General features: G+C 70.6%; 18 protein-coding genes. 8 read left to right on the top strand and 10 right to left on the bottom strand.

What is annotated here, in order from left to right:
* Positions 1-154: 154 nt before the first annotated feature.
* Complete coding sequence (locus HUA76_RS05795) at positions 155-901, top strand: SDR family oxidoreductase (protein WP_141646412.1); 747 nt, start codon at positions 155-157, stop codon at positions 899-901.
* A 223-nt stretch (positions 902-1,124) separates the two neighbouring features.
* Here HUA76_RS05795 and HUA76_RS05800 read toward each other — a convergent pair whose 3' ends face one another.
* From HUA76_RS05800 to HUA76_RS05815, 4 genes are all read right to left on the bottom strand, one after another.
* Positions 1,125-3,479, bottom strand: a complete 2,355-nt coding sequence (locus HUA76_RS05800) for a transglycosylase SLT domain-containing protein (protein WP_174460212.1) — start codon at positions 3,477-3,479, stop codon at positions 1,125-1,127.
* A gap of 287 nt (positions 3,480-3,766) precedes the next feature.
* On the bottom strand, positions 3,767-4,225 hold the full coding sequence (locus HUA76_RS05805; protein ID WP_174460213.1) for an SRPBCC domain-containing protein: 459 nt from the start codon (positions 4,223-4,225) through the stop codon (positions 3,767-3,769).
* Positions 4,226-4,542: 317 nt separating this feature from the next.
* Entirely contained in the window at positions 4,543-4,956 is a 414-nt protein-coding gene (locus tag HUA76_RS05810; RefSeq protein WP_174460214.1) for a hypothetical protein, read from the bottom strand.
* A 63-nt stretch (positions 4,957-5,019) separates the two neighbouring features.
* Complete coding sequence (locus HUA76_RS05815; protein ID WP_141646416.1) at positions 5,020-6,447, bottom strand: S8 family serine peptidase; 1,428 nt, start codon at positions 6,445-6,447, stop codon at positions 5,020-5,022.
* A gap of 634 nt (positions 6,448-7,081) precedes the next feature.
* Here HUA76_RS05815 and HUA76_RS05820 point away from each other — a divergent pair.
* Positions 7,082-7,876 (top strand): prolipoprotein diacylglyceryl transferase family protein, encoded by a 795-nt coding sequence (locus tag HUA76_RS05820; RefSeq protein WP_174455904.1) that lies wholly within the window; start codon positions 7,082-7,084, stop codon positions 7,874-7,876.
* A 96-nt stretch (positions 7,877-7,972) separates the two neighbouring features.
* Here HUA76_RS05820 and HUA76_RS05825 read toward each other — a convergent pair whose 3' ends face one another.
* Both HUA76_RS05825 and HUA76_RS05830 read right to left on the bottom strand, forming a co-directional pair.
* Positions 7,973-8,932: a sigma-70 family RNA polymerase sigma factor gene (locus tag HUA76_RS05825; RefSeq protein WP_174455905.1), complete on the bottom strand. Its 960-nt coding sequence runs from the start codon at positions 8,930-8,932 to the stop codon at positions 7,973-7,975.
* 3 nt (positions 8,933-8,935) lie between these two features.
* Complete coding sequence (locus HUA76_RS05830) at positions 8,936-10,237, bottom strand: NAD(P)/FAD-dependent oxidoreductase (RefSeq protein WP_174460215.1); 1,302 nt, start codon at positions 10,235-10,237, stop codon at positions 8,936-8,938.
* Positions 10,238-10,503: 266 nt separating this feature from the next.
* Between HUA76_RS05830 and HUA76_RS05835 the strand changes: the two genes are divergently transcribed.
* From HUA76_RS05835 to HUA76_RS05845, 3 genes are all read left to right on the top strand, one after another.
* Entirely contained in the window at positions 10,504-10,749 is a 246-nt protein-coding gene (locus HUA76_RS05835; protein ID WP_174460216.1) for a hypothetical protein, read from the top strand.
* Between the two features lie 76 nt (positions 10,750-10,825).
* Complete coding sequence (locus HUA76_RS05840) at positions 10,826-11,305, top strand: peroxiredoxin (protein WP_174460217.1); 480 nt, start codon at positions 10,826-10,828, stop codon at positions 11,303-11,305.
* 201 nt (positions 11,306-11,506) lie between these two features.
* Positions 11,507-12,442, top strand: a complete 936-nt coding sequence (locus HUA76_RS05845) for an alpha/beta fold hydrolase (RefSeq protein ID WP_174455909.1) — start codon at positions 11,507-11,509, stop codon at positions 12,440-12,442.
* 13 nt (positions 12,443-12,455) lie between these two features.
* Here HUA76_RS05845 and HUA76_RS05850 read toward each other — a convergent pair whose 3' ends face one another.
* The 3 genes from HUA76_RS05850 to HUA76_RS05860 form a co-directional block, all read right to left on the bottom strand.
* Entirely contained in the window at positions 12,456-13,364 is a 909-nt protein-coding gene (locus tag HUA76_RS05850; protein ID WP_174456227.1) for a DMT family transporter, read from the bottom strand.
* Positions 13,365-13,445: 81 nt separating this feature from the next.
* Positions 13,446-13,727: a rhodanese-like domain-containing protein gene (locus HUA76_RS05855; RefSeq protein WP_174456228.1), complete on the bottom strand. Its 282-nt coding sequence runs from the start codon at positions 13,725-13,727 to the stop codon at positions 13,446-13,448.
* A gap of 81 nt (positions 13,728-13,808) precedes the next feature.
* Complete coding sequence (locus HUA76_RS05860; protein ID WP_174460218.1) at positions 13,809-15,311, bottom strand: hypothetical protein; 1,503 nt, start codon at positions 15,309-15,311, stop codon at positions 13,809-13,811.
* 191 nt (positions 15,312-15,502) lie between these two features.
* Here HUA76_RS05860 and HUA76_RS05865 point away from each other — a divergent pair, with 191 nt between their 5' ends.
* Together HUA76_RS05865 and HUA76_RS05870 are read left to right on the top strand one after the other, a co-directional pair.
* Complete coding sequence (locus HUA76_RS05865) at positions 15,503-16,018, top strand: GreA/GreB family elongation factor (protein ID WP_141641679.1); 516 nt, start codon at positions 15,503-15,505, stop codon at positions 16,016-16,018.
* Positions 16,019-16,118: 100 nt separating this feature from the next.
* On the top strand, positions 16,119-18,641 hold the full coding sequence (locus tag HUA76_RS05870) for a sensor histidine kinase (RefSeq protein ID WP_254613989.1): 2,523 nt from the start codon (positions 16,119-16,121) through the stop codon (positions 18,639-18,641).
* 18 nt (positions 18,642-18,659) lie between these two features.
* On the opposite strand, the gene HUA76_RS05875 is transcribed toward HUA76_RS05870, so the two are convergent.
* Positions 18,660-20,405 carry a HAMP domain-containing sensor histidine kinase gene (locus HUA76_RS05875; RefSeq protein WP_174460219.1) on the bottom strand — a complete coding sequence of 582 codons (1,746 nt, stop codon included), beginning with the start codon at positions 20,403-20,405 and terminating at the stop codon, positions 18,660-18,662.
* 226 nt (positions 20,406-20,631) lie between these two features.
* Between HUA76_RS05875 and HUA76_RS05880 the strand changes: the two genes are divergently transcribed.
* On the top strand, positions 20,632-23,493 hold the full coding sequence (locus HUA76_RS05880; protein WP_174455913.1) for a PAS domain S-box protein: 2,862 nt from the start codon (positions 20,632-20,634) through the stop codon (positions 23,491-23,493).
* The last annotated feature ends 4 nt before the right edge of the window (positions 23,494-23,497 follow it).

The raw sequence follows: 23,497 nt of genomic DNA on the forward strand, positions 1-23,497 counted from the left end.
TCATTCCCGCCTGAGTTGAATACCGATTCAGGTTTCAACTTCTTCGGCGCTGGCCAGGGAGGGCCGGGTTGCGTAGCCTGCGCGGCGGGTTTCAACGGCGGCACGGCGCCCACGGGTTCCCCAGCCGCTCCCAACACACCGGAGAGACAGACACATGCAGCTCAAGGACCTGAAGGTGGTGGTGACGGGCGGTGCCCAGGGCATGGGCGCGCACTTCGCGCAGCGGCTGGTGGAGGCGGGCGCGCAGGTGGCCGTGGGCGACGTCAACGAGGAGAAGCTGGCGGCGCTGCCCGCGGGCATCCACCGCCGCAAGCTGGATGTGTCCTCGGAGGACGACATCGTCTCCTTCGTGAGCTGGGCGCACGGCGCGATGGGTGGGCTCAACGGCCTCATCAACAACGCGGGCATCCTGCGCGACGCGCTGCTGGTGAAGAAGGACCGGACCACGGGCCAGGTGAAGAAGCTGTCCACCGCCGACTGGAACACCGTCATCGGCGTCAACCTCACGGGCGCCACGCTGATGGTGCGCGAGGTGGTGGCGAAGATGGTGGAGACGGACCAGGGCAACGGCGTCGTCGTCAACATGTCGTCCATCGCCCGGCACGGCAACCGCGGTCAGTCCAACTACGTGTCCGCCAAGGCGGCGCTCGCGGCGAACACGGTGACGTGGTCGCGCGAGTTCGGCCCCTTCGGCATCCGCGTGGGCGCGGTGGCCCCGGGCATGATTGAGACGCCGATGACGCAGGGCATGAACCAGAAGGCCCGCGACGCGCTGGTGGCCTCGATTCCCGTGGGCCGCATCGGCCTGCCCGAGGATATCTGGCTGGCCGTGAAGTTCATCCTCGAGTGCGACTACTTCAACGGCCGCACCATCGACGTGGACGGCGGCCTCAACTTCTAGGCCGCTCCGGACCGTGTCCCCACCGGGCGTGGGGACGCGGCTCGCACGGGTCGCCCGACGCACGCGTCGTGCTCCACACAGAGCAGACGCTTCGCGCTCGGGCTGGGCAACTCGTGCTCTTGGCCGAGCTCGACCAGACGGGTACCTCGCGACGGCGCGGCTCCTTCGCCAGGACTGGCGGAGCACGCGCCCGCGACATGCGGACGCGACAGGCCCTCGCCCTCTACCTTCGGCTGACGTCGCCCACGCGCGTCTGGTGCAGCAGCACGGGCTCGCCCTTGTAGAGCAGCTTGTAGGCGCCGTAGCTGCCGAGCACGTGCTTCACGTACTCGCGCGTCTCGTCGAAGGCGATGTGCTCCACCCACTCATCCAGCTCCGCTTGCGGCAGCGCGTGACGCCAGCGGTCCACCGCGCCGGGCCCCGCGTTGTAGGCGGCCACCGCGTACGCCATGTTCCCGCCGAAGCGGTTGAGCAACTGCCCCAGGTAGGCCGAGCCCAGCCGGACGTTCTGCGCGGGCTGGAGCAGCGCCGCCTCTCCCACCTCGCCCAGCTTCAGCGAGCTGGCCACCTGCCTCGCCGTCGCGGGCATGAGCTGCGCGAGCCCCAGCGCCCCCGTGGCCGAGCGCGCCTGCGGACGGAAACGGCTCTCCTCGCGGATGAGGCCCTGCATCAGGTCCGGGTCCACCTTGGAGGCGCGAGCGTAGCGCTGGATGACATTCCGGAACGCCAGCGGCCACGTCGCCTCCCACACGGGACGCGACGCCGCGCTCAGGGGCCCCTGAACCTCCTGACGCAGTGACTCGCGAGCCACCTGCCGCGCGGCCCGCTTGCGCCCCGTGCGCAGCACCGTCTGGTAGAGCAGGCGCGCGGGCGCCTCGGCCAGTCCCCGCGAGTTCACCGCGAGCAGCTCCTCCGCCGCCCCTGGCTGCCCCAGACGAATCAGCTCCACGCCCGCCGCGAAGCGCGCGTCATGGCGCAGCGGCCCGGGCGGCAACGGCCACACCTCGTCCGGCGGCGGCACGTCACCACCGGCCCCGGGAGGCGGAGCCAGGCGTGTCAGTCGCTCCGGCGCCAGCAACGCCAGCCGCGAGCGCGCCAGCATCCCGTACCAGGTCGCGGGTCGCTCGGTGGCCAGTTGCTCGTAGTCGTCGAGCGCCGTCGCGTTCGTCAGGGGCACGGGCTCCCGCACACGCGCGCGCCAGTAGCGGGAGCGCCACAGCGCCTCGTCCGTGCGCGACGCCGCAGGCAGTTTCTCCACGGCCTCCAGGGCGGCCAGCGCCTCGGCGGGAGCCTCGCGCCTGGAGTGCAGCCAGAAGGCCCGGAAGAGCGCCTCCGACGCGAAGTTGCCTCCCGGGTAGCGACGCGCCGTCTCCTCGTAACGCGCCAAGGCGTTGTCGAGCTGGCCCGTACGTTGGAGGAGCCACGCCTCGAAGAACAGGGCGTCATCGGCATAGCCGTGCTCGGGATAGTCACGCGCGAGCGTCGCATAGGTGTTGATGGCGGCCTTGGGGTCCACCACCGACTGCGAGTAGCCCAGCACATAGAGGGCCTGGGGCCGCTGCTCGGCGGACATGCACTTCTCCGCCACGGGCGAGAGGAGCTGGATGGCGCGGCGGTGCTGCCGGTCCTTGCGCAACGAGCGCCCGTAGGCGAGGTGCGCGCGACAGGACAGCTCGTCGGGCAGGTCCACCGAGGACATCACGCCCCACAGCATGTCCATCGCGGCGGCGTGGCGGTGCAGCTCCACCAGCGCCTCACCCCGGCGCACCTTCCACTTGGTGGGCAACGGCAGGCCCTGCAACCGCTGCCGGGCACGCTGCGCCTCGCGCGACAGGGGATTGGTGGCCCACACCTCCAGGAGCGCGCGGTGCTCGACGTTGTAGAGCCCCTGGACGCGCGCCAAATCACAGATGGCCAGCAGCGCCTTCATCCGCAGCGCATCCGGCCCACGCGCCTGCCGGCTGTCGATGAGTTCTTGAAGCGCCTGCAGCGCGCCGGGGATGTCCTTCCGACGCTGCAGGACGCGCGACAGACTGAAGCGCGCCTCCGCGTAGAGCGGCGAGCCCGCGCTCACCTCGCGGTACTGGGACGCCGCCAGCTCCAGCCGACGCAGCTTCTCATTCGCCTGCGCCGCCCACAGCAGGCAGTGGTCCTTCAGCGGGACGTAGTCGACGGCCAGCGCGGCGAACTCGTCCGCGGCGGTGGCGTAGTCCCGAGCGAACATCGAGCTCTGCGCACGCAGGAAGCGGACCGGCAGCGTGGGTTCCTCGTCCTCGAGCAGCGCACGCGCGCGAGCATGACGACCCCGGCGCAGCTCGGCCCGCGCCTTGGCGAGCACGCCTTCCGCGAAGTAGGGCGCGAGCTGCTCGGGCCCGAAGGACACCACCGACAGCTCCGCGCCCGACGGCTGCTCCGCCGACGTGTCGAGCAACTGCTCCAACTGCTCCTCCGACAGCACCTCACCCGGCCCGTCATCCTCGGGCGACTGCGCCCGAGCGGAACCCGCGCCGCCCACCAGGCCCGCACAGGCCACGCACATCGCCATGGCACCTACGCGCAGCCGACGTCGTCCATCCATGCATGCCCTCTTCCGCGAATCGGGCCACTGAGGATTTGCACGCCGGGCGGACTTGGGACCGGGTGACACGCGCGTCGAACGCGCACGCGTCGTCCAGGCGATACACGCGCGCGCTGTGTCCACGCGTCACTGCACGAAACACGACGGAGCACGGCGCCACGCGTGGGCGCGTCCGCGCGCGAGTGGGGCGGAAGACCACCCGCGGAGCCTCACGCACCGGCGGACCCACCAGAGCCGCTCACGTCACCTCTTGAGGAGCGCGCCACCGTGGACGCGGACGAACGCGCTCAGGCCGACGTGGACACGGAGGGGTTCGCCAGCTCCGCCTTCACCCGCTCCGCCAGCGCGCGGTTCAGCGCCTCATAGGAGGACTGGAGCGTCTTCAGCATGCGCCCCGCCACCCACGTCACCACGCCGCTGAAGTCCTCACCGTGGACCAGCCGCGTCCCCGTGCCCTCGGCGGACAACAGGAAGAAGTGTCGCCCATGCATCACGCCCGGAATGCCGCCCGTCCATTCGAGCGCCCCCGGCCGCTCCACGCGCGTCAGCGTCGCCGTGAAGCCATACACCTGCCCCAGTCCCCCCGGCGGGCGGACCTTCATCTTCACGTGCGCCCCGCGCTCCACCCGCCCTCGCGCCTCCACCATCAACGGGTTCCACGTGGGATAGCGGGCGAAGTCTCCCAGCACCGCCCACACCGCCTCGGGCGGCGCATCGATGAAGGCCTCGGTCCTCAGTCGAAACATCTTTCTCCCCGCTCCCCTCGCCACTGGCGACTGGAAGCCACCCCCAGCCCGTCCGGTGTCCTCTTTCGACCGCCCCACGACGCCCACATGCCCCGCGGGGCGATTGCGGGATGACATGAGAATCGCGACTTTCTACGTTAATCAGGAAGAAGCGGAGAGCCCGTGCGTTTCCCGGAAAGGAGACGGCGTCCCCTCCCCTTCTCCCACGCGAGCAGCCCACGGGCATCGCGCATGGTGGGACAAGCCACCGCGGGCCGCCCTCCGCAGCATCGGATGGGGAGCCCAGACCAGGGGTGCACGGCGAGGGGCACCCACCGCTAGTAGAGGTCGACGGGCATCATCGCGCCCGCCTCGAACTCCGGAGCACGCCGCAGCTGGTCCAGCACGCGCGGCGCGCAGCGCAGGTGGAGCATGGGCAACGAGCCCGGCTCGCTCACCGAACGCACGGAGCCCAGGAGGTGGTGCGCCTCGAGCCAGCGCATGAAGCTCTCGTGGAAGCGAGCGCTCTCCGCCAGCCCGGCCCGTTGGACCTCCGCCCGTGACAAGGGCGGAGGACGGACAGGGGTGTGCCCTCGAGGCGCCTTGGGCTCCTCGCGAGGCATCACCGTGATGTCTATCCACTCCGGCTGCGTCCTCGCCCCGGCCAGACCGGGCAGCGGACGGACCGCCGAGGAGACGCGGGGCATGCCCGCAGCGAAGCCGTCCCCCGGCTCGCCAATCTTTCTGCTCATGGCCTCATCCTCCCCCGGGCCCGGCGCTCCACTGGCGCCGACCCCGGCTTCAACCCACCGCCGTCACCTGAATACAGCCAGGCCCTTGCCTGTCCGGTGTCCGCTTGAGCGAGGAAGTTTGACCGCATTGGCCAAAATCAAATCCCGCACCTCGAGCGCCGTCAAGTCAGGGGCACGACACCGATAGAGCGCCGCGATACCCGCTACATAAGGCGCCGCCATGCTCGTGCCACTCATTCGCTCGTAGAACGCCTGATTGTTGCAGCGCCTTTCAGTGCTGGAATACACGTTGACTCCGTAACCCATGATGTCGGGCACGACGCGGCGCTCCACGACACCGCTGGCGGAGAAATGAGCCACGTTGCGCTCGAAGTCGACTGCACCAACGGCCAGGGACTCGTCAAAGGCGGCTGGATAACCAACCGTGTCGGGTCCACTGTTGCCTGCCGCGACAACAGGCAGGACGTTGCTGTCGAGCAGCCGACGAATCATCGTCTGGAGCGCGCGCTGGTTGAGCTTGTAGTCCGCCTCGGAGATGCCCGGAGGTGGCTTGAGCGGGAAGCCCAGCGAGAGATTGACGACGGCGGGACGGGTGACGTTCTGCGGACTGCTGAACTGGTGCAGCAGCCACTCCATGCCGGCGGCCACGCGGCCCAGGCTGGTGCGGATGGTCTCCGATTCGATGACGGACGCGACGTAGAGGTCGACCTCCGGAGCGACGCCGTGGTGCGTGCCCGCGGCGATGCCGCACACGTGGGTGCCGTGGCCATCCGGGTCGAAGCCGCGGATGTCGCGTGCCGGATTGTGCGGCGAGTTGGGGAACAGCGACACGTAGCGGAACTGGATGACCTTGGCGGCGTGCTCGGGGTGGTCGGCGTCCACGCCGGTGTCGAGCACGCCGAGCAACACTCCGGCGCCGCGGATGCCCTGGGCGTGGGCCAGGGGCACACCGCTCTCCTCGGGCCACTCGCGTTCGGCCAGCGAGCTCATGCCCCGGTTGCGCGGACCGGACTGTCCCGCCGACACGGGGCCGGGGAAGGACAGGGGCACGACGTCGGGGATGAACTCGAAGTCCGCGGACAGCTCGCCGCGCGCTTCGGCCTCCGTGGCCTCCGAGTAGAAGTGGGCCATGGTGGCGCCGATGAGCGGCATGAAGCGGAAGCTGCCCGCCTCGCTGCCGGTCTGCTCCGTCACGGGCGAGCCCGGCAGCGGCGTCGTCGAGGCGTCGGCGCCGCGCGTGGTGGGGCGCTTGATTTTGGACCCCTTCGCCACGCGCTTGCGCTCTTCCTGGCCGCTGACGGCCGGACGCGGGCCGGGCAGCGTGGCCGAGCGCAGGCCCAGCGACGACAGGGTGTCCGGTGCGCGGTTGGCGACCGCGAAGCGAAGTGCCGTGGTGCGCGGCAGCACGCGCTCGCCTTGCTGCGTACCGCGAGGCCCGACGCGGGCCTGCGTTTCGATGGACTCCTTGGGAACCAACAGGTAGGACTTCATGGGTTGTCTACTCCTTGAACGACCGTGCAACGCTGGCGGCGTGAGGCAAGGGCCACCGGCACCCAAGCTGCGTCCGCCGCGCCCGGAGCCTCGCGAGCCCGGCGGATGTGGATGGCGCGCGCTGAGCGGCGCCGAACAGCCGGGTCCTCCACCCCGGCGCATGAGACCTCCTCGCTGCGTGGGGCAGCCCTCCGGCCCCCGACTCCCCAGGACTTCAAGGACGCCACCGCGCCCTCGCGTGCGAGCCCGCGCACACCCCGGCCCGTCGCCGTCACTGGCGCCCGACCTGCGGTGGCTGGGGTTCGCCCTTCCATGGCTTCGCGCCCTCCTCCAGGAATCCCTGAACCCATTGTGAGATTGGACAGGACGGGCCTGACAATTAAACCAGGGATTCCATGCTGTAGACGCACGAGCCCCCCTGAATCGGTCCTAACGGGACTTTCCGGAGCGTCGGGAAGTATGAAGGAGGCCCCCCTGACTGCTCGGAGCGTCACACGAGCGGTGTCCGCCAGCCGACCTGGGGTGTCGGAGGAGGCGGGGAGGGAGGGGGAAGTTCGCGCCCCCACAATTGTTCGCCTACGTCCCCCACGACGGATTAAGTGGGTGGGACGGTACGCCCCCTGGAGCCATCGACGTGATTCCCTACTGGCATGCCCCTTCGCTGAAGCTGGGGCCCCTCACCATCGAGCCCTTCGGCATCTTCGTCGCCGTGGGCATCCTGCTGGCCGCGCGGTTGCTCGGTCGCCAGGCGCAGCGCCAAGGGTTGGACCCGACGCCGCTCGCCGACTACGCCCCCTGGGGCGTGGGCGTGGGCGTGCTGGTGGGCCACTGGGTGCACCTGTTCTTCTACCACCCGGAGGAGCTGGCCAAGGGGCCGCTCCAGATTCTGAAGGTGTGGGACGGGCTGTCGTCCTTCGGCGGCCTGGTGGGCGGCATCATCGCGGCCATCTTCTTCTTCCGGCACCGGAAGCTGCGCTTCAACGACTACGCGGACGCGTTCGCCCTGGGCGTGGCGCCGGGCTGGGCGGTGGCGCGGCTGGGCTGCTTCGCGGTGCATGACCATCCGGGCGTGCGCACCGACTTCTTCCTCGCGGTGGCGTTCCCCAACGGGGCCCGGCACGACCTGGGCATGTACGACGCCATTGCCCTCTTCCTCATCTCCGGCCTGCTGTACGCGCTGCGCGACGTGGAGAAGATGAAGGGACGGCTGCTGCCGCTGCTCTCGCTGCTGTACGCAGCGTGCCGGTTCAGCTTCGACTTCCTGCGCGCCACGGACATGAACTACGTGGACGCGCGCTACTTCGGCCTGACGCCCGCGCAATATGGCTGCTTCGCGCTGGTGGCCTATGGAGTGTGGGGGCTGTTGCGCCGCCGCGAGTCGCGCGCGCCTTCAGCGCCCCCCGGGAACACACTGGGCGCGGCACGGTAGGCAGGACGTCGTTCCCCGAGGCCCTCGCGGTGGTTCGCGAGGGCCTTCTGCTGTCCGGGCCGGGTGACGTCGCCGCGCCCGGGTGCTCCGCTCGACTCACGCGGGCGTGGGCATGCGCACGGCGGAGAGCTTGCGCTGGGTGAGCACCGAGTGGATGTGCGCGATGCGGCCGTCCGCTCCCAGCTCCACGCGGACCACCGCGCGCGTGGCGAGCAGCGGGTCCTTTCCGGGCGGGTACACCAGCACCAGCGCGGGCAGGCCATTGAGCCACTGGAGTTCCACCGCGAGGGGAGTCCCGCGCTGCTCCATCAGCCGCGTCAGGAACGTCAGCACGCGCTTGGGGCCCACCAGGGGCACGTGGGCCGCGCGCACCTCGCCCCTCCCGTCCGTCAGGGTCAGCACGTCGTGGGCGAGCAGCGCCTCGGCCGCCGCCACGTCTCCGGCCAATAGCGCGCCGAGGAAGCCTTCGAGCGCCGCGCGGGTGCGTTGTTGGAGGTCCTTCGTCGGCAGGCAGCGCGCGCCGTCATAGGCCGCCATGGCCGCTCGGGCGCGGTGATGCACGACCTTCACGTTGGACTCGGTCATGCCCAGCGCCTCGGCCACCTCGTGCACGGTGGAGTCGAACACGTCGCGCAGGAGCAGCACGGCGCGCTGCTTGGGGGTCAGGGCCTCCAGCGACAGCAGGAACGCGAAGGAGACACTCTCCAGCAGTTCGTAGCGGCCCTCCGTCGAGCCGCCGCCCGGCAGCCGCGCCTCCACCGCGGGCGGCACCTCTTCGTCACCAGTCTCCAGCGGCGAGGGCAGCCAGGGGCCGATGTAGCCCTCGCGTCGGCGGCGGCGCAGGGCGTCTCGCGAGAGGTTCACCGCCACGCGCGTCAGCCAGGGGCGCAGCTCCTCGTGACGCTCCGGAGGGGAGGTCAGCGCGCGGGCGAAGGTCTCCTGCACCAGTTCGTCCGCGTCCGCGGCCACGCCGGTCATGCGGTAGCACAGCCCCCAGAGGTAGCGCTCGTGCTCCCGTGCCGCCCGCGCCAACGCGCCGTGCTCCTGGTCCGCCATGTCTCAGGCTCCCACCGCGAGGCGCGGCTCCTCGTGGCGATGGCGCAGCAGGGCTCGCTCCACCGACTCCGCGCTGGCGAAGGACGCGTCCACCAGCATGCCCTCGTCGCCCACCCAGTCTCCCACGCGGTAGAGGCCGCGCACGTGAGGCACCTCCGACGGCGGGCGGCCCGCGAGTCCTCCCGACTTCGCCGTGGGAATCCGGTGGCTCACCACCAGCGAGGGTCGGAAGCGCCGGGCGACGAGGTGCGCGCGCCAGCCGGGTTGCAGCACGTCCATCACCGCCTCCAGCTCGGCTTCGGTCGCCTCGGTGTCGGGCGTCGCGAGGTACTTCATGACGTGCACCATGGCGCCTCCCTCCGGCCCCAGCTTCGCGACGGCCGAGTGCACGGAGACGTACCACGGACCATCGATGCCGAGCGCGAACAGCGCCTCGGGCCTGGGCAGGCGCGACAGGCCGAGCTCCAGCGTGGCGGCCTTCACCGGCGTCGACTCGGCGGCCTCTCGCGCGAGCACGGTGTCTTCGGGCAAGAGGTTGGACACGTCACCCGGGCTGCCGGCCAGCACCACCGCGTCCGCGGCGCGCACCGTGCCGTCGCCCATTCGCAGGCCCTGGACCTGGCCCGACTCGAGGACGACACCGTCGACTCGCGCGGAGAGTTCCAGCGTGACTCCGGCGTCGCGGGCGACGGCCTCCACCGACGACACGAGCGCGGCCCAGCCGTCGTCGAGGTAGAGCACGTTCGCCTCGAGCGCGAGCTGGAGCTGCGTCACAGCGACCTGTGCGCTCATCGCGTCCAGGTCTCCGCAGTAGGTGGCCACGCGAGCCAGCGTGGCGATGACGGCGCGCACGTCATCGCGAGACAGGCGCGTGTTCAACCACTCGCGCAGGGACACGTGCGCCAGGGTGTCCGGGTCGATTCGGGGGAGGCTCGCGAGGAGCCGGGCCATCTCCAGCTTGCCGGGCAGGCTCAGCACGTCCGTGGTCATCAGCGACACGGGGCCACGCGGCAGGGTGTGCAGCCGGCCCGCGCGCAGGGCGTAGGCCGCGCCCGATTGGCCTGGGATTCCGCCCTGGGGCTTCACCCCGAGGCGGCCGAGCACCCGCATGGCGGCTCCCGCGCGGTAGAGGGCGTGCGGCCCCAGGTTGAAGCGGAAGCCCTCCACGTCCGACGTCTGCGCGCGTCCTCCCAGGTGCTTGGAGCGTTCGTACAGCGTCACCGCGCAGCCGCCGCGCGCCAGCAGGGCCGCCGCCGCCAGCCCACCCAGCCCGCCGCCCACCACCGCCACCTTCTTCGCTTCCATGTCCGCCCTCCGTCGAGTCATGCCCGGGAAAATCCCGAGCACTCGACGACTCCACGAAAATGGGGGGCGAAAGGTTACAGGAGGCTCACCACCAGGACGCGGCGCGTCGTGCCGGGCAACGCACCGTACGGGCAGCCTGGATGCGCAAATTCCGCGAGCCAGGTGTCATCCCCTCGCGAGCCCTTTTTCCCCGCGAATTCATCGCGAGTCGCCTGCACGGAAATCCCGGTTATGGTGCGGGCACTCAGGGCCGGTTGGAGTCACGCATGCGCCACGTCACCATCGCCGTCGTCGCGAGTCTGCTTCTCACGGGCTGCAGCAACTATTGGTGGGTTGCCCCACTGCTCCCCATCGACCGCTTCGACCACCCGAGCACCCGGTCCAACACCCAGCCCGTCTACAGGGAGCCGCCCCCCGCCCCCTCCAGCGAGCCCGTGTACGGACCTGCCCCTTCCTCGGATGCACCGGACGCTGAAAAAGAAGAGTCCAAGGACGCCGACGAAGCCTCCTGAAACCTCCCGGAAGGGTCGCACGTACCAGGGTTCGTCACATGGCGCGCACGCTCGCGCCACCCCAGGACGTGCCCCCATGCCGCAGCTCGCCGCCCCGACTCAGCCGCTCCGCGCTCCGTCATTCTTCCTGCTGGACCCCGCCCACGACGTCGAGCGCCCCCTGCTCCGTCACGGCCGCCCCACCCTCATCACCTTCCTGCGCGGCACCTGGTGCTCGTCCTGCCAGGCCTTCCTGGAGCGCCTCTCCCCACTGCACACCACCCTGCAGTCGCGCGGCGTGGACCTCGTCGGCGTCGTCTGCCAGGGCCGCCACTGGGTGAAGAGCTGGCTCACCCTCAACGCCCTCCCCTTCCCCCTCCTCGTCGACGAACAACGCACCGTCGCCAAGGCCTATGACGTCTACAAGGCGCTCGGCCTCGACGGCATCCACATCGCCCGGCCCGCCACCTTCCTCGTCGATGCCCAGGGCCACATCGTCTGGCGCTACCTCGGCGACGACCGCGCGGACCGCCCCGCCGACGCGAGCCTCCTCGACGCCCTCCAACTCCTGCGCTGAGACATGTCTGATACTTGATTTCGCTCGGACGGAAACCTTCCGCCCTGGCTGATGACAAACACAGCTTCCGGGTCTGGTTCACCTCGTCCCTGAGTGGATACGACCCCAGACGTCATGCCAGAGGAGGCAATGTCAGAGGTAGTCGTAGAATGATGGACGTCACGGCGGATTTCCCGCCGGCTCTGAACAAGGCACGCACCCATGAAGATGCTCCTCGCCGCCCTGCTCACGCTGCCCCTTCTCGCCTGTGGCCCCGCCTCCGAGCCCGCGCCTTCCGAGACGCCTTCGCAATCCGAGGCACTGTCCGAGCAGTCCAGCGAGCTGTCCTCCTCCGCGCCCCGCGAGCGCTCCATCCGCCTGCGCACCGGCGTCACGCTGCGCTACGTGGAGCAGGGCTCGCGCCACGGCCCCGCCGTGGTCTTCCTTCATGGCTACACGGACTCGCACCACACCTGGGACTTGAACCTGTCCCTCTTCTCCCGTGACTTCCACATCTACGCGCTGGACCAGCGCGGACACGGGGACTCCTCGCGCCCGGTGTGTTGCTACACGCAGCAGTTCTTCGCCGCGGACGTGGCCGCCTTCCTCGACGCCGTCGGCGAGCGGCGCGCCATCATCGTCGGCCACTCCATGGGCAGCTTCATCGCGCAGCAGGTGGCGCTCGACTTCCCGCGCCGCGTGGAGGCCCTGGTGCTGGTCGGCTCGGCGCCCACCGTCGCCGGCAACGAGGTGGCGCTGTTCCTCAAGTCCGTCGTCGACGAGCAGGTGGGCACCGTGGACCCGGACTTCGTCCGCGAGTTCCAGTCGAGCACCTTCGTACGCCCCGTCCCCGCCTCGTACCTGGACACGCTCATCTCGGAGAGCCTGAAGGTCCCCGCGCGCGTGTGGCAGGACACGCTCGACGGGATGCTCGCGGAGGACCACTCCTCGCGCCTGCGCTCCATCCGCGTGCCCGTGCTCGTGGTGGGCGGCGACCAGGACGGCTTCTTCCCCGTCGCGCAGCAGCAGGCGCTCGTCAACGCGCTGCCCGATGCGCGCTTCATCCTCTACCCGAACACCGGCCACGCGCCCCACGCGGAGCTTCCCCAGACGTTCGTGCGCGACGTGAGCCAGTTCCTGCGGCGCGTGTCCCGGTAACGCTCGGCGCGGGCTACGCGGACCCCTCGGCCGTCGCTTCCTCGGGGGGCTTCAGGTTCGCCCCCGGCGTGTCCGAGCGGGCCAGCAGCACGGCGGCGGTGAGGATGAGCGCGCCGCCAAACACCTGACGCAGGCTGAGCCGCTCGTCGAGGAAGAGCGCGCTCAGCACCACCGCCGTCAGCGGCTCCATGTTGGACACCAGCGAGGTGTTCACCGGGCCGATGCGCGCCATGCCGAGGAAGAAGAGGAAGACAGCGGCCACGGTGGAGATGAGCGACAGCCCCACCACCGCGCCCCAGCCCAGGCCCGTGGTGGGAAAGGACGGCCCCTTCACCAGCATGGCCAGGCCGAAGACGAGGCCCGCGGACGAGAGGATGACGGTGCTGGAGACCAGCGGCCCCGCCTTGCCCGCCACCCTCGCGCTGGTGACGACGTACACCGCGTAGAGCAGCGCGGACAGCAGGCCCAGGAAGACGCCCGTCGGCGTCACCGCGCCCTGCCGCAGGTCCGCCGTCAGCCCCGTGCCACACAGGGCCAGCACCACCGCCACCCACTTGAGCCGGCCCAGGCGCTCGCGGAACACCAGGACTTGAAGAAGCGCCACCAGCGCGGGGAACGAATACAGCAGCAGGGCCACCAGCCCCGCGGGAGCAAACTGGAGCGCGGCGAAGTACACGCCCGCCTCGCTCACATAGCCCACCGCGCCCAGCAGGATGAGCCCCACCAGCAGGCGGCCCTTCGGCAACGGCTGGCGCATGGCCACCATGAAGGCGGCCAGCACCGCTCCGGCGAACGTGAAGCGCAGGAAGAGCAGCGTGAAGACGTCCGCGCCCGCCGCATAGGCGAGGCGGCCGAAGAGTCCGAGCGCGCCGAAGCACGCTCCGGACAGGGCCACGATGAGGAAGCCAGCGGTGCGATTCATGACGGGAGCGGCGGCACGCTGCTCCAAGCCGCGCCCCATGTCACGCGCCACGCGTCCGGCCCCTCCAGCCCGGACAGGGGGTTACCAGTTGTTCACGGACCGCAGGTCGAACACGTCCGGGAAACCATTGGCGCGCAAAATTTGTGAGGCCACCGCGCTGCGACCACCGGCGGCGCAATACACCACCACGGGGGTACCGGGCGGGCCCACCTCGGCGACACGCTGGGCGAGTTCCTGCACGGGGATGTTGCGCGCGGCGTCGGGGTGGCCTTGCTGAAACTCCTGGGGGGTGCGCACGTCCAGCAGCACCGCGCCATCCGCGACGAGCTGCCGGGCCTTCTGGGACAGTTCCTGGGGCGTCATGCGCGGCAGCATGCCTGATTCAGGCAGCAGTGGCTCGCGCTTCACACGAGCCCGTGTTGCCTTCACGGCGAAACGCGCCACTCACTCCTCCGCCCCTCCCGCGTGGAGGTCCACCGTCTCCGAGAAGTCCTCCTCCGACCGGACGATGAGCATCTGAAGACTGGGGAAGCGCGGCTTCACCAGGGCGACGAGCCCGTCCAGCCTGTCGCGGGCGTCATCCTCCCGCGTGTACTCGAGGGTGAGCTCCGTCACGCTGTCCGAGCGCACGTCCTCCAGCTTCATCCCTCCGTCCATCTCCAACGTGAGGCTGCGCAACCGGGGAAGGAACTCCACCAGCAGGCTCATGGCGAACTGCCGGGCGCCGAGCCTCAGCGTCTCCGTGGTGTCGACATGCACACGCCTGCGCCGCCAGGTGAGGGCGGGCATGAGGACGATGCGTGAGTGCGCGTGGCCACTCCACTCCGGCTCGAAGCCATGCTTGCGCAGGGTCTCCACGATGACGCGGCCCACCTCCTCCGCCTGCGCGGACACCTTCGCGTCCTCTTCCTCCGACAGCTCGCCTTCCCTGTCGTCGTCCTCCACGTCGTTCACCAGGCCGTAGGCCAGGTGCAGCGGATGCCCCTCCAGCGCGGAGTCCGTGTCCTGCTCGTGGAAGAACACCGTGCCCCGAATCTTCTCCCCCTTCGCCCGGCGCTCATCCGCCACGCCCCGGGACACCTCCCACCCGCCGCTCATCGTGGTGGAGGCCGACATCTCCGCGACGAAGCCCTCGCGCCGCAGCTCCTGGAAGGCCGCCTCCAACCGGTCGGAGTCAATGACCTCCGGCCACGTCTTCTCCTCCTCCGCCCGAGCCCGGATGAACGCGAGGAATTGCTCCATCACCCTCCGCTGGACCCGGACATCCACCACGTCGTCCCAGTCAGAGCTGCCCGTGTAGTCGAAGACCCTGTCCAGCGGGTGATGGCCGTATTCGAAGACCCGAATCACGCCTTCCACCACGCCGGGCACCAGCGCCACCTCATCCTCGGGCAGCACCACCTCGGGCACGAAGCCCAGAGCCCCCAGTCGCTTCGCCAGCGCCTCCGCCTGCGACTCCAACCCCAAGCGCCGCGCCCGCCCTGGCATCGGCACGTCACCGCGTGTCGTGGCGAGCACCTCGAAGCGGAAGCTCCAGTCCTCCTCGTCGAACGTCTCGATTCCCACCGCGAGGTGCCCGTCATCGAGCCACTCCGTCGCCGCGTCCTGCCCCGCGGGCTCGAGCAGCTCCTGGCCGAGCGCGAGCGCCTCCAGCTCCAGCACGTCGTCGGCCGGGTTCGGCCCGGTGTCCAGGGCCCCCAGCCGCCGCGCCAGCTCGGTCGCCCGCTCGAACAGCCCGCGCTGCCGGGCCCACAGCGGAAACCTCACCTCGCCCCGCGTCGACGCGAGGAAACGCGTGATGACGAGTCCCACTCTCTCATCAATCAAGTCGATGCCCACGAACGCGGTGCGGGAGGTCGGATACGTCGCGACATTCACATTCGCCACACCGGCCATCACCTCGTCGGAGATGGCGCGCACCCGCGCCCTCAGTTCTTCCTCGTTCACACCGGGCTCCTACTTGTTGAGAGCATCGCGAAGACGCGGGCCACGTACCGGCAGGAGAACGGGAGGCCCCAGGGGATGTCGCATCGCGCCGGCCTTCACGCACATGCCCGCATCCACGGCCCGCACTCCATCGCAGGCGAGAGGCCAAAAACTGGAGGTGTCACGGAGGGGCGCTACAGTTCTGTGCCATCATGTCACTCGACAAGCAGGCATTGATGCTCCAGCTCGCCGAGCGCCTCCAGCAGAGCGACAGGCTGGCCCACCGGGCCGAGGCCGAGGCCCGCGAGGCGGCCCGCAGTCTGGCCACCGAGTCGGAGAAGCGAGAGGACGGCCGCGCCGCGCTGGAGTTCGGCAGCCTGGCCACGGGACAGGCGAATCGCGCCCGTCGCGTGCAGGAGGAGCTCAAGGCGCTCTCCAACTTCGGCCAGGGGCCGGTGCCGCGCTTCCCGCGTCAGGGGCCCGTGGGCCTGGGCGCGCTGGTGGATGTGAGCACCGAGGACGAAGAGGGCTTCGCCGAGCGCACCTTCTTCGTGCTGCCCGTGGGCGCGGGCACGGAGCTCACCGGCCCCGGCGGCGACGGCTTCCTGTCCGTCATCACCCCCGCCTCCCCCGTGGGCCGCGCGCTCATGGGCCGCAAGGCGGGCGACACCATCGAAGTCACCCTGGCGGGCGAGGTGCGCGAGTGGACGGTGCTCGAGGTCGCCTGAGCCCGGGTGTCCCACCCCTGTCGTCCGGGGTGTCCTGCCCCCGACGAAACGTCAGCGAGCACTAGAACCCATGGGCCCTGACACGCGTGAATCCAGGAAGATGTTCCCACTTCCCGCACCGCGTTCACTCCAGGCGCCCTCCAACTCGACGCTGCTGCCACTCACGTGGCCCGCCGCCCTCATCGGCCTGCTGTTCGGCGTGCTGATGACGTATGTGCCGTACGAGTTCCGCGTGGCCGCGTTCCGGCCGCTCTACCCATACGTTCGCCTGCTGGGACTCACCTACCTCACCGGCAGCATCTGCTTGATGGGCGCGCTCCTGTATCCGCGCGCCCCGCGCTGGCTGGACGTGGGCGGACGCGTGCTGCTCGGCGCGGCCATCGGCCTGTACTGGTGGGTGCTGAATGTCATGCCCGGCAGCCTCACGGGCATCGTGCTGTATCCGCTGTTCTTCATCGGGCTGCTGCTGGAGGCATGGCCGTCCATGCGTCAGCGGCCCACCCTGCGCATGCTGGCGGCCCTCACCGGTACCGCCTTCGGCGTGGCGCTGCTCACCGCGCCCGAGCGCTTCCCCTTGTCCGTCTACGCGCACCTGTCCCCGTTGCGCCCGGTGGTGGGGCTGCTGTTCACCGTGGGTGGCGTGGGGCTGCTCTTGCCCGCGCGCTGGCTGCACCCGCGCATGCCCTCGCTGCTGATGGGCGCGCTGGCGGTGCCCTACGGGCTGTTGGCCTATGCGCTGGCCCGGGGCTCCGCGTGGCTGGGCGCGAGCGTGTACACCGTGCTGGCCCTCGCGTGCGTGGCCCAGGCGATGAACTGGCGACCGCGCGCGCCGCGCACCGTGGGCTGGAAGCTCCTGCGAGGGCTGGCCTTCGCCGGACTGGTGCCGCTGCTCGCGCTGGGCGGGCTCGCCGCGTACATGGCACAGCGGGCCATCGAGAAGCAGGTGCGCGACGACACGCGCTACGCCGCCGCGGGCGAGGCGGACTTCCTGCGGCGCTACCTGGACGACTCGCGCGAGTCGCTGCACCTGCTGCTGGAGTCCCCGGGCTTCCGCGCGGCGCTCGCCAGCGGAGAGCGGGAGCGGTTGGAGCCGTACCTGGCGAACCTCGCCGCGCGCGAGCGCACCTTCCACGCCGCGTTGACCATGGACGAGAACGCCCAGGTGCTGGCCACGTCCGAGGGGCCGGAGGGCTGGGGCTTCAACATCCAGGGGTACTTCCCCGAGCCCCCCGCGCCCGGCGAGCTGCCCCTGTCGCTGCCCTTCATCCGTCCGCACAACCATCCGCTGGTGGCGGTGGCCCTGCCGTTCGAGCTGGAGGGCTCCCGGCGCGGAGTGCTGGTGGGCCTCTTGTCCCTGGAGCGACTGAGCGAGGCCGCCACGCCCGCGTCCCAGCGCTTCCGCGTGCAGGTGTTGGATAGGCGCGGCCAGAAGGTGCTTCGAGACACCGCGGAGGGCGCGCAGTTGTTGGGCGAAGCCCACCTGCCGGAGGCGCTGCGCGAGGAACTGGAGCGTCCAGGCGGGGGCGTGCTGGAGGCCTTCGACGCGGCGGACCGGCGCGTGCTCGCGGCCGAAGCCCCGGTGGAGGGCTCGCCGTGGAGCGTCGTCGTGACGCAGGAGCTGGGCGTCGCGTACGCGGCGATTACGCGCATGAGCGCGGCGGTGGTGGGCCTGGTGCTGATGGGCGTGCTGATGGCCCTGGGCCTCTCCCAGCTGGTCGCGCGCGACGTCATCCGCCGACTCGACACGCTGCGCGAGGCCACCGCCGCCCTGGCCGCGGGTGACCTGGCCCGACGCGTGGAGGTGGAGGAGGACGACGAGCTGGGGGAGCTGGCGCGCGGCTTCAACGAGATGGCGGACCGCACGGGCGCGGCGCAGCAGGAGCTGAAGGAAGCGGTGCGCACGCGCGAGGAGTTCCTCAGCGTGGCCAGCCACGAGCTGCGCACGCCGCTGACGCCACTCAAGGGCTTCGCCGCGCTCACGCTCCAGCGCCTGGAGAAGAGCGGCGACTTCCCGGAGCGCGAGCGGCTGCTCAAGGCGCTGCGCTCCATGGCCCGGCAGACGGAGCGGCTGGCGCGACTGGTGGATGACCTGCTCGACACCGCGCGCATCCAGGGCGGACGCTTCGAGCTGGAACGCCAGCGCGTGGACCTGACGCCGGTGCTGCGCGAGGTGATGGAGCGCTTCGAGCTGCGCGGCGAGGGCGGCATCACCTTCGAGCTGCGCGTGCCCGAACATCCCGTGGAGGGCGACTGGGACGCGCCCCGGCTGGACCAGGTCATCACCAACCTGGTGAGCAACGCCGTGCGCTACTCGCCCCAGGGCGGCGCGGTGTGCGTGACGCTGGAGGAGGCGGCGGACCACGTCCTCATCCACGTGAAGGACCAGGGCATCGGCATTCCCCCGGAGAGCCTGGCGGGCCTGTTCCGCCCATTCGCTCGCGCGTCCAACGCCACCGCGCGGCACTACGGCGGCCTGGGCCTGGGCCTCTTCATCTGCCGCGAAATCGTGGACCGCCACGGCGGCACCATCTGGGCGGAGAGCCCGGGGCCACAGCAGGGCAGCGCCTTCCACGTGCGCCTGCCTCGCCTCGTCGAGCCCCAGGTCACCGACGTGGCGGCCTGAGCATCCACGGCCCTCGCCTCAAGGCTTGGGTTCGGGCGCGCCCGGCACCGACAGCCACTCCTCCGGGATGTCACCGCGCGGCAGCTCCAGCACGAAGGTGGAGCCGCGCCCCAGCTCGCTGGTGGCCTTCACCGTGCCGCCGAAGGCCTCGACAATCTGCCGGGTGATGTAGAGCCCCAGGCCCAGGCCGCCGTAGTGCCTGTCGCTCACCGCGCGCTCGAAACGCTCGAAGATGCGCGGCAGGTCTCGCGCGGAGATGCCGATGCCCCCGTCCTCCACGATGAGGCGCGCGGTGCGCCCGTCCGCCTCCACGCGCAGGAGCACGGGCTGGCCCGCGCCGTACTTCAGCGCGTTGGAGAGCAGGTTGGTCACCACCTGCTCCAGCCGCAGCCGGTCCCACCGGCCCAGCACCGGCACCGGCGCGTGCATCTCCAGCGAGCAGTGCAGTTGGGCCGCGGAGGGCGCGAAGCGGTAGAGGATTTCCGCCGCCACGCTCGCCAGGTCCATCTCCTCCAGCTCCAGCTTCAAGCGGCCGGCGGTGATGCGCGACACGTCCAGCAGGTTGTCCACCAGGCTCGTCAGCTTGCGCACCTGGCGCTGCACCACGTCCAGCGTCTCGGAGACGCGCTCCGCGGACACGGGCTTGCCATTCGCCGCCAGCAGGTCCACCTGCTTCTGGAGCAGTTGCACCTTGAGGTGCAGCGGCGTCAGCGGCGTCTTCAGCTCGTGACTCGCGATGCCCAGGAACTCGTCGCGCAGGCGCACCGCCTCGCGCGCCTCACGCAAGAGCCGCGCGTTGTCCAGCGACAGCGCCGTGCGCCGCGAGAGTTCCTCCGCCAGTCGCTCGTCCTCGTCGCCGAAGGCCGGCGCCCCGTCCGTGCGGAACAGCGCCAGCGCGCCGATGATGCGCCCGCGCGCCACCAGCGGCACGCCCAGGTAGCTGCTCAGCCCCAGCGAGAGCAGGAGCCGCGCGTGCTCCATGTCCCGCGTGAGGGCCACCTGATGCTCCTCTGTCAGCTCCGCCGTCCGCTCCGTCCGGCCCGTGAGGAACAAGGAGGGCAGGCCCCGAGGGTCCAGCGTGTCCGGCGGATACCGGCACAACATCTCCACGAGCAGCACGTGCCGCTCCGGCTCCGCGTGCACCGCGGCCACGGCGCGCACCGATTCGCCCGACGAGCCCAGGAAGAGCATGCCCGCGTCCGCCAGCGAGGGCACCAGCAGCCGCAGCAGCGGCTCCATCTGCGCCTCGGTCTCCAGTTCGGCGCCCAGCAGCGCGCCCGCCTCGGCCAGAAGCCTCGCGGCCCGCGTCGCGTCCAGGCGGGGCAGCAGCTCCTCCCGCGCACGCAGGAGGACCCCCGACGGAGCCTCCTCCGTGCCCCCGGCGGGCGATATCGGGAACACGCTGCCTCGGAGCACCACCACCGTGCCATCCGGCCGGCGCAGTCCCCAGCGCTCCTCGCGAACCCCTTCTCCCGCGAGCGCACGCGTCAGCGGAGAAACTTCCAGTGGCACGGACGCGTTCTCCGGGCGCACCCAGTCGCACCCAGGCAGGCAGCCTTGTTCCAGGCGCTCGGGGGCGGGGATGCGGAACTGGTGCGCCGCCTCGGCGTTGAAGGCCAGGACATGGCCCGCGGCATCCATCAGCAGGAGCGCTTCGCCCGTCTGCTCGACGAGCAGACGAAGGGCCTCGTCGCTCAGCCGGGCTTCCGCCCGTTCCACGAGCACCTGACGAATCTTCGAAAGCTGGGCGCGGCCAGAGGACATGAGTTCAGGGGATTTCTGCTCGTGGCATGGTGGCATCCCGACCCGCCCGAAGGAAGACAGCTCCCCGCCCTCGCTCAACACCTGAGAGGGCGCGGTCTGAATCCCAACCTTCCTGGGGTCAGGTCAGCCCCCTTGCCTGTACTGCAGGAAATCCTGAATCGTTGGATAGTTGTACATCGCCCGGACTCCTCGTTCGTGCGACGCGTCCACTTCCTCGAGCCTCAACATGCAGACGCCGCCCGCCAGGCCTGATTGGACTCCCCACGAGCGCCGGTACCGGCTCGTCATCGACAGCCTGAAGGAGGTCGTCTTCCAGACGGACGCGCAGGGTGCGTGGACGTTCCTCAACCCGGCGTGGACGGAAATCACGGGCCACACGGTGGAGGACTCGCTCGGCAAGCCCTTCTCGGAGTTCGTCTACGAGGAGGACCAGCGGCGCAGCCTGGAGGGCTTGCGGCGGCTGGTGACGAAGGAGCTGGAGTACGTGCGCACAGAGGTGCGCTACGTGAATCGCGGCGGCGGCTTCCGGTGGGTGGAGGTCTACGGGCGACTGATGGTGGGCGAGGACGGCGCGGTGCTGGGCACGTCCGGGACGCTCAACGACATCACCGAGCGCAAGGCCTCCGACGGCGCGCTGGCGCGGCGAGAGCGCTACCTCACGGCGCTGGTGGAGATGCAGCAGCGGCTGCTGGCGGTGCGTGACGGCGGAGATTTGTACGGGCCGGTGCTGGAGCCCCTGGGCCAGTCGTCGGGCGCCAGTCGTGTGTACGTCTTCGAGCTGCACCCAGGCCCCGCGGGAGAGCGCTGGTGCAGTCAACGCGCGGAGTGGTGCGCGCCCGGAGTGCGCGCGGAAATAGACAACCCGGAGCTCCAGAACCTGCCGATGGAGCCGAACCTGGAGCGGTGGGCGAAGACGCTGTCGCGCGGGGACGTCATCGAAGGGCTGGTCGAAACCTTCCCCCCCGTGGAGCGCGAGCTGCTGGAGCCGCAGGGCATCCTCTCCATCCTGGTGCTGCCGCTGCGCGTGCAGGGGGTGCTGACGGGCTTCGTGGGCTTCGACAACTGCGCGGAGGCGCGGCGGTGGGACCGGCTGGAGGTGGACCTGTTGTCCGCGGCGGCGGGCGCCATCTCCGTGGCGCTGGAGCGTAAGGAATCCGAGCGCGCGCTGCGCGAGCGGGAGCGGCGCTTCCGGCAGCTGGCGGAGAACGCGTCGGACGTGCTGTACCTGTACCGCTGCGAGGCGCCCAGGGGCTTCGTCTACGTCAGCCGCGTGGCGCACGCGAAGCTGGGCTACGGGCCGGTGGCGCACTACGGCGACGCGGACCTGTGGTACCGGCGCGTGCATCCAGAGGACCGGGACGCGCTGGAGCGACTGCTGGAGGCCCCGCGCGCCTCGGCCGGTGCGCCGGTGACGGTGCGCTACCTGCATCCGGATGGGCGCACGCTGTGGCTGGAGCACGTCGTCGTCCCGGTGACGGACCCGATGGGGCGCATGGTGGCGGTGGAGGGTCTGGCGCGCGACATCACCGAGCGACGTCAGGCCGAGGAAGCGCTGCGCCTGTCCGAGGCCAGCTTCCGCGCGCTGCTGGAGGGCGTGCCGGACGCGGCGGCGATTGAGCGGGACGGGCACATCGTCTACGCGAACGCGGCGCTGGTGGGCACACTGGGCTTCGAGCGCGCGGAGCAACTGGTGGGCCGCCAGTTGTCTGAGTTCGTGAAGGACATGCGCGGCACGGAGGCGGTGAGGGCGGGCGCGCTCACCGGTGAGCGGCGGCTGGTGCGGCGCGACGGACGCACGCGTGTGGCGGAGGTCGTGTCCCTGCCCCTGCGCTTCGACGGCCAGCCCGCGGTGGTGTCCATCGCGCGCGACGTGACGGAGCAGCGGCAGCTCCAGGCGAGGCTGACGCTGGCGGACCGGCTGGCGTCGGTGGGTACGCTGGCCGCGGGCATCGCGCACGAAATCAACAACCCGCTGGCCTTCGTGCTGTCCAACCTGAGCTTCATGTCGGACGAGTTCCGCCGCAACCTGCCTCCGGGCGACGGCGCGACGGCGCTCCAGGCCCGGCTGCGGGGCGAGCCTGATTTGGGCGAATGGGTGGAGGTGCTGCACGAGGCCTGCGAGGGCGCGGAGCGGGTGCGGCAGATTGTCCGTCAGCTCAAGACATTCTCCCGACCCGACGAGGAGAATGTGTCGCCGCTGGACGTGCACGGGGTGCTGGAGTCGGTGGCGATGATGGCGGCGAACGAGATTCGCCACCGCGCGCAGCTGCGGCGCGAGTACGGCGACATTCCCTCGGTGATGGCCAACGAGGGGAAGCTGAGTCAGGTGTTCCTGAACCTCGTGGTGAACGCGGCGCAGGCGATTCCGGAGGGCTCCGCGCACCGGCATGAAATCCGGCTGGCGACGCGGCGTGACGGACGCTCGCGGGTGGTGGTGGAGGTGCAGGACACGGGCGTGGGGATTCCGCGCGAGGTCATCGACCGCATCTTCGACCCGTTCTTCACCACGAAGCCGGTGGGCGTGGGCACGGGCCTGGGCCTGTCCATCTGTCACAGCATCATCCACGGGCTGGGCGGTGACATCACCGTGGAGAGCGAGCCGGGCAAGGGCACCATCTTCCGCGTCAGCCTGCCCACCATGGAGCAGGACACGCGCGCGGTGGCGGCGGCGCTCGACGTGACGCCCCGGCCCCTGGTCCAGCCCCGTGGACGTGTGCTCGTGGTGGACGACGAGCCCGCGGTGGGACGCGTGTTGCAGCGCATCCTCCGGGGCCACGAGGTGGAGGTCGCCTGCAGCGGACGCCAGGCGCTGGAGCTGCTGGAGCAGGGCATGGAGCCGGACGCGGTGCTGTGTGACGTGATGATGCCGGACCTGACCGGCCGCGACGTCTACGAGTCCGTGCGGCGCGAGCACGCGGGCCTGGAGGGACGCTTCGTCTTCGTGTCGGGCGGGGCCTTCACCACCGGCGCCCGGGAGTTCCTCGCCAGCATCCCGAACCTCCTGCTGGAGAAGCCCTTCGACGAGGGCCGCGTGCGGCGCGTGGTGGAAGACCTGGTCCGGCTGCGACGTCCCACCGCGGAGGCGTGAGAAC

The organism is Myxococcus sp. CA056 (assembly GCF_013336715.1).
Classification (GTDB): domain Bacteria; phylum Myxococcota; class Myxococcia; order Myxococcales; family Myxococcaceae; genus Myxococcus; species Myxococcus llanfairpwllgwyngyllgogerychwyrndrobwllllantysiliogogogochensis.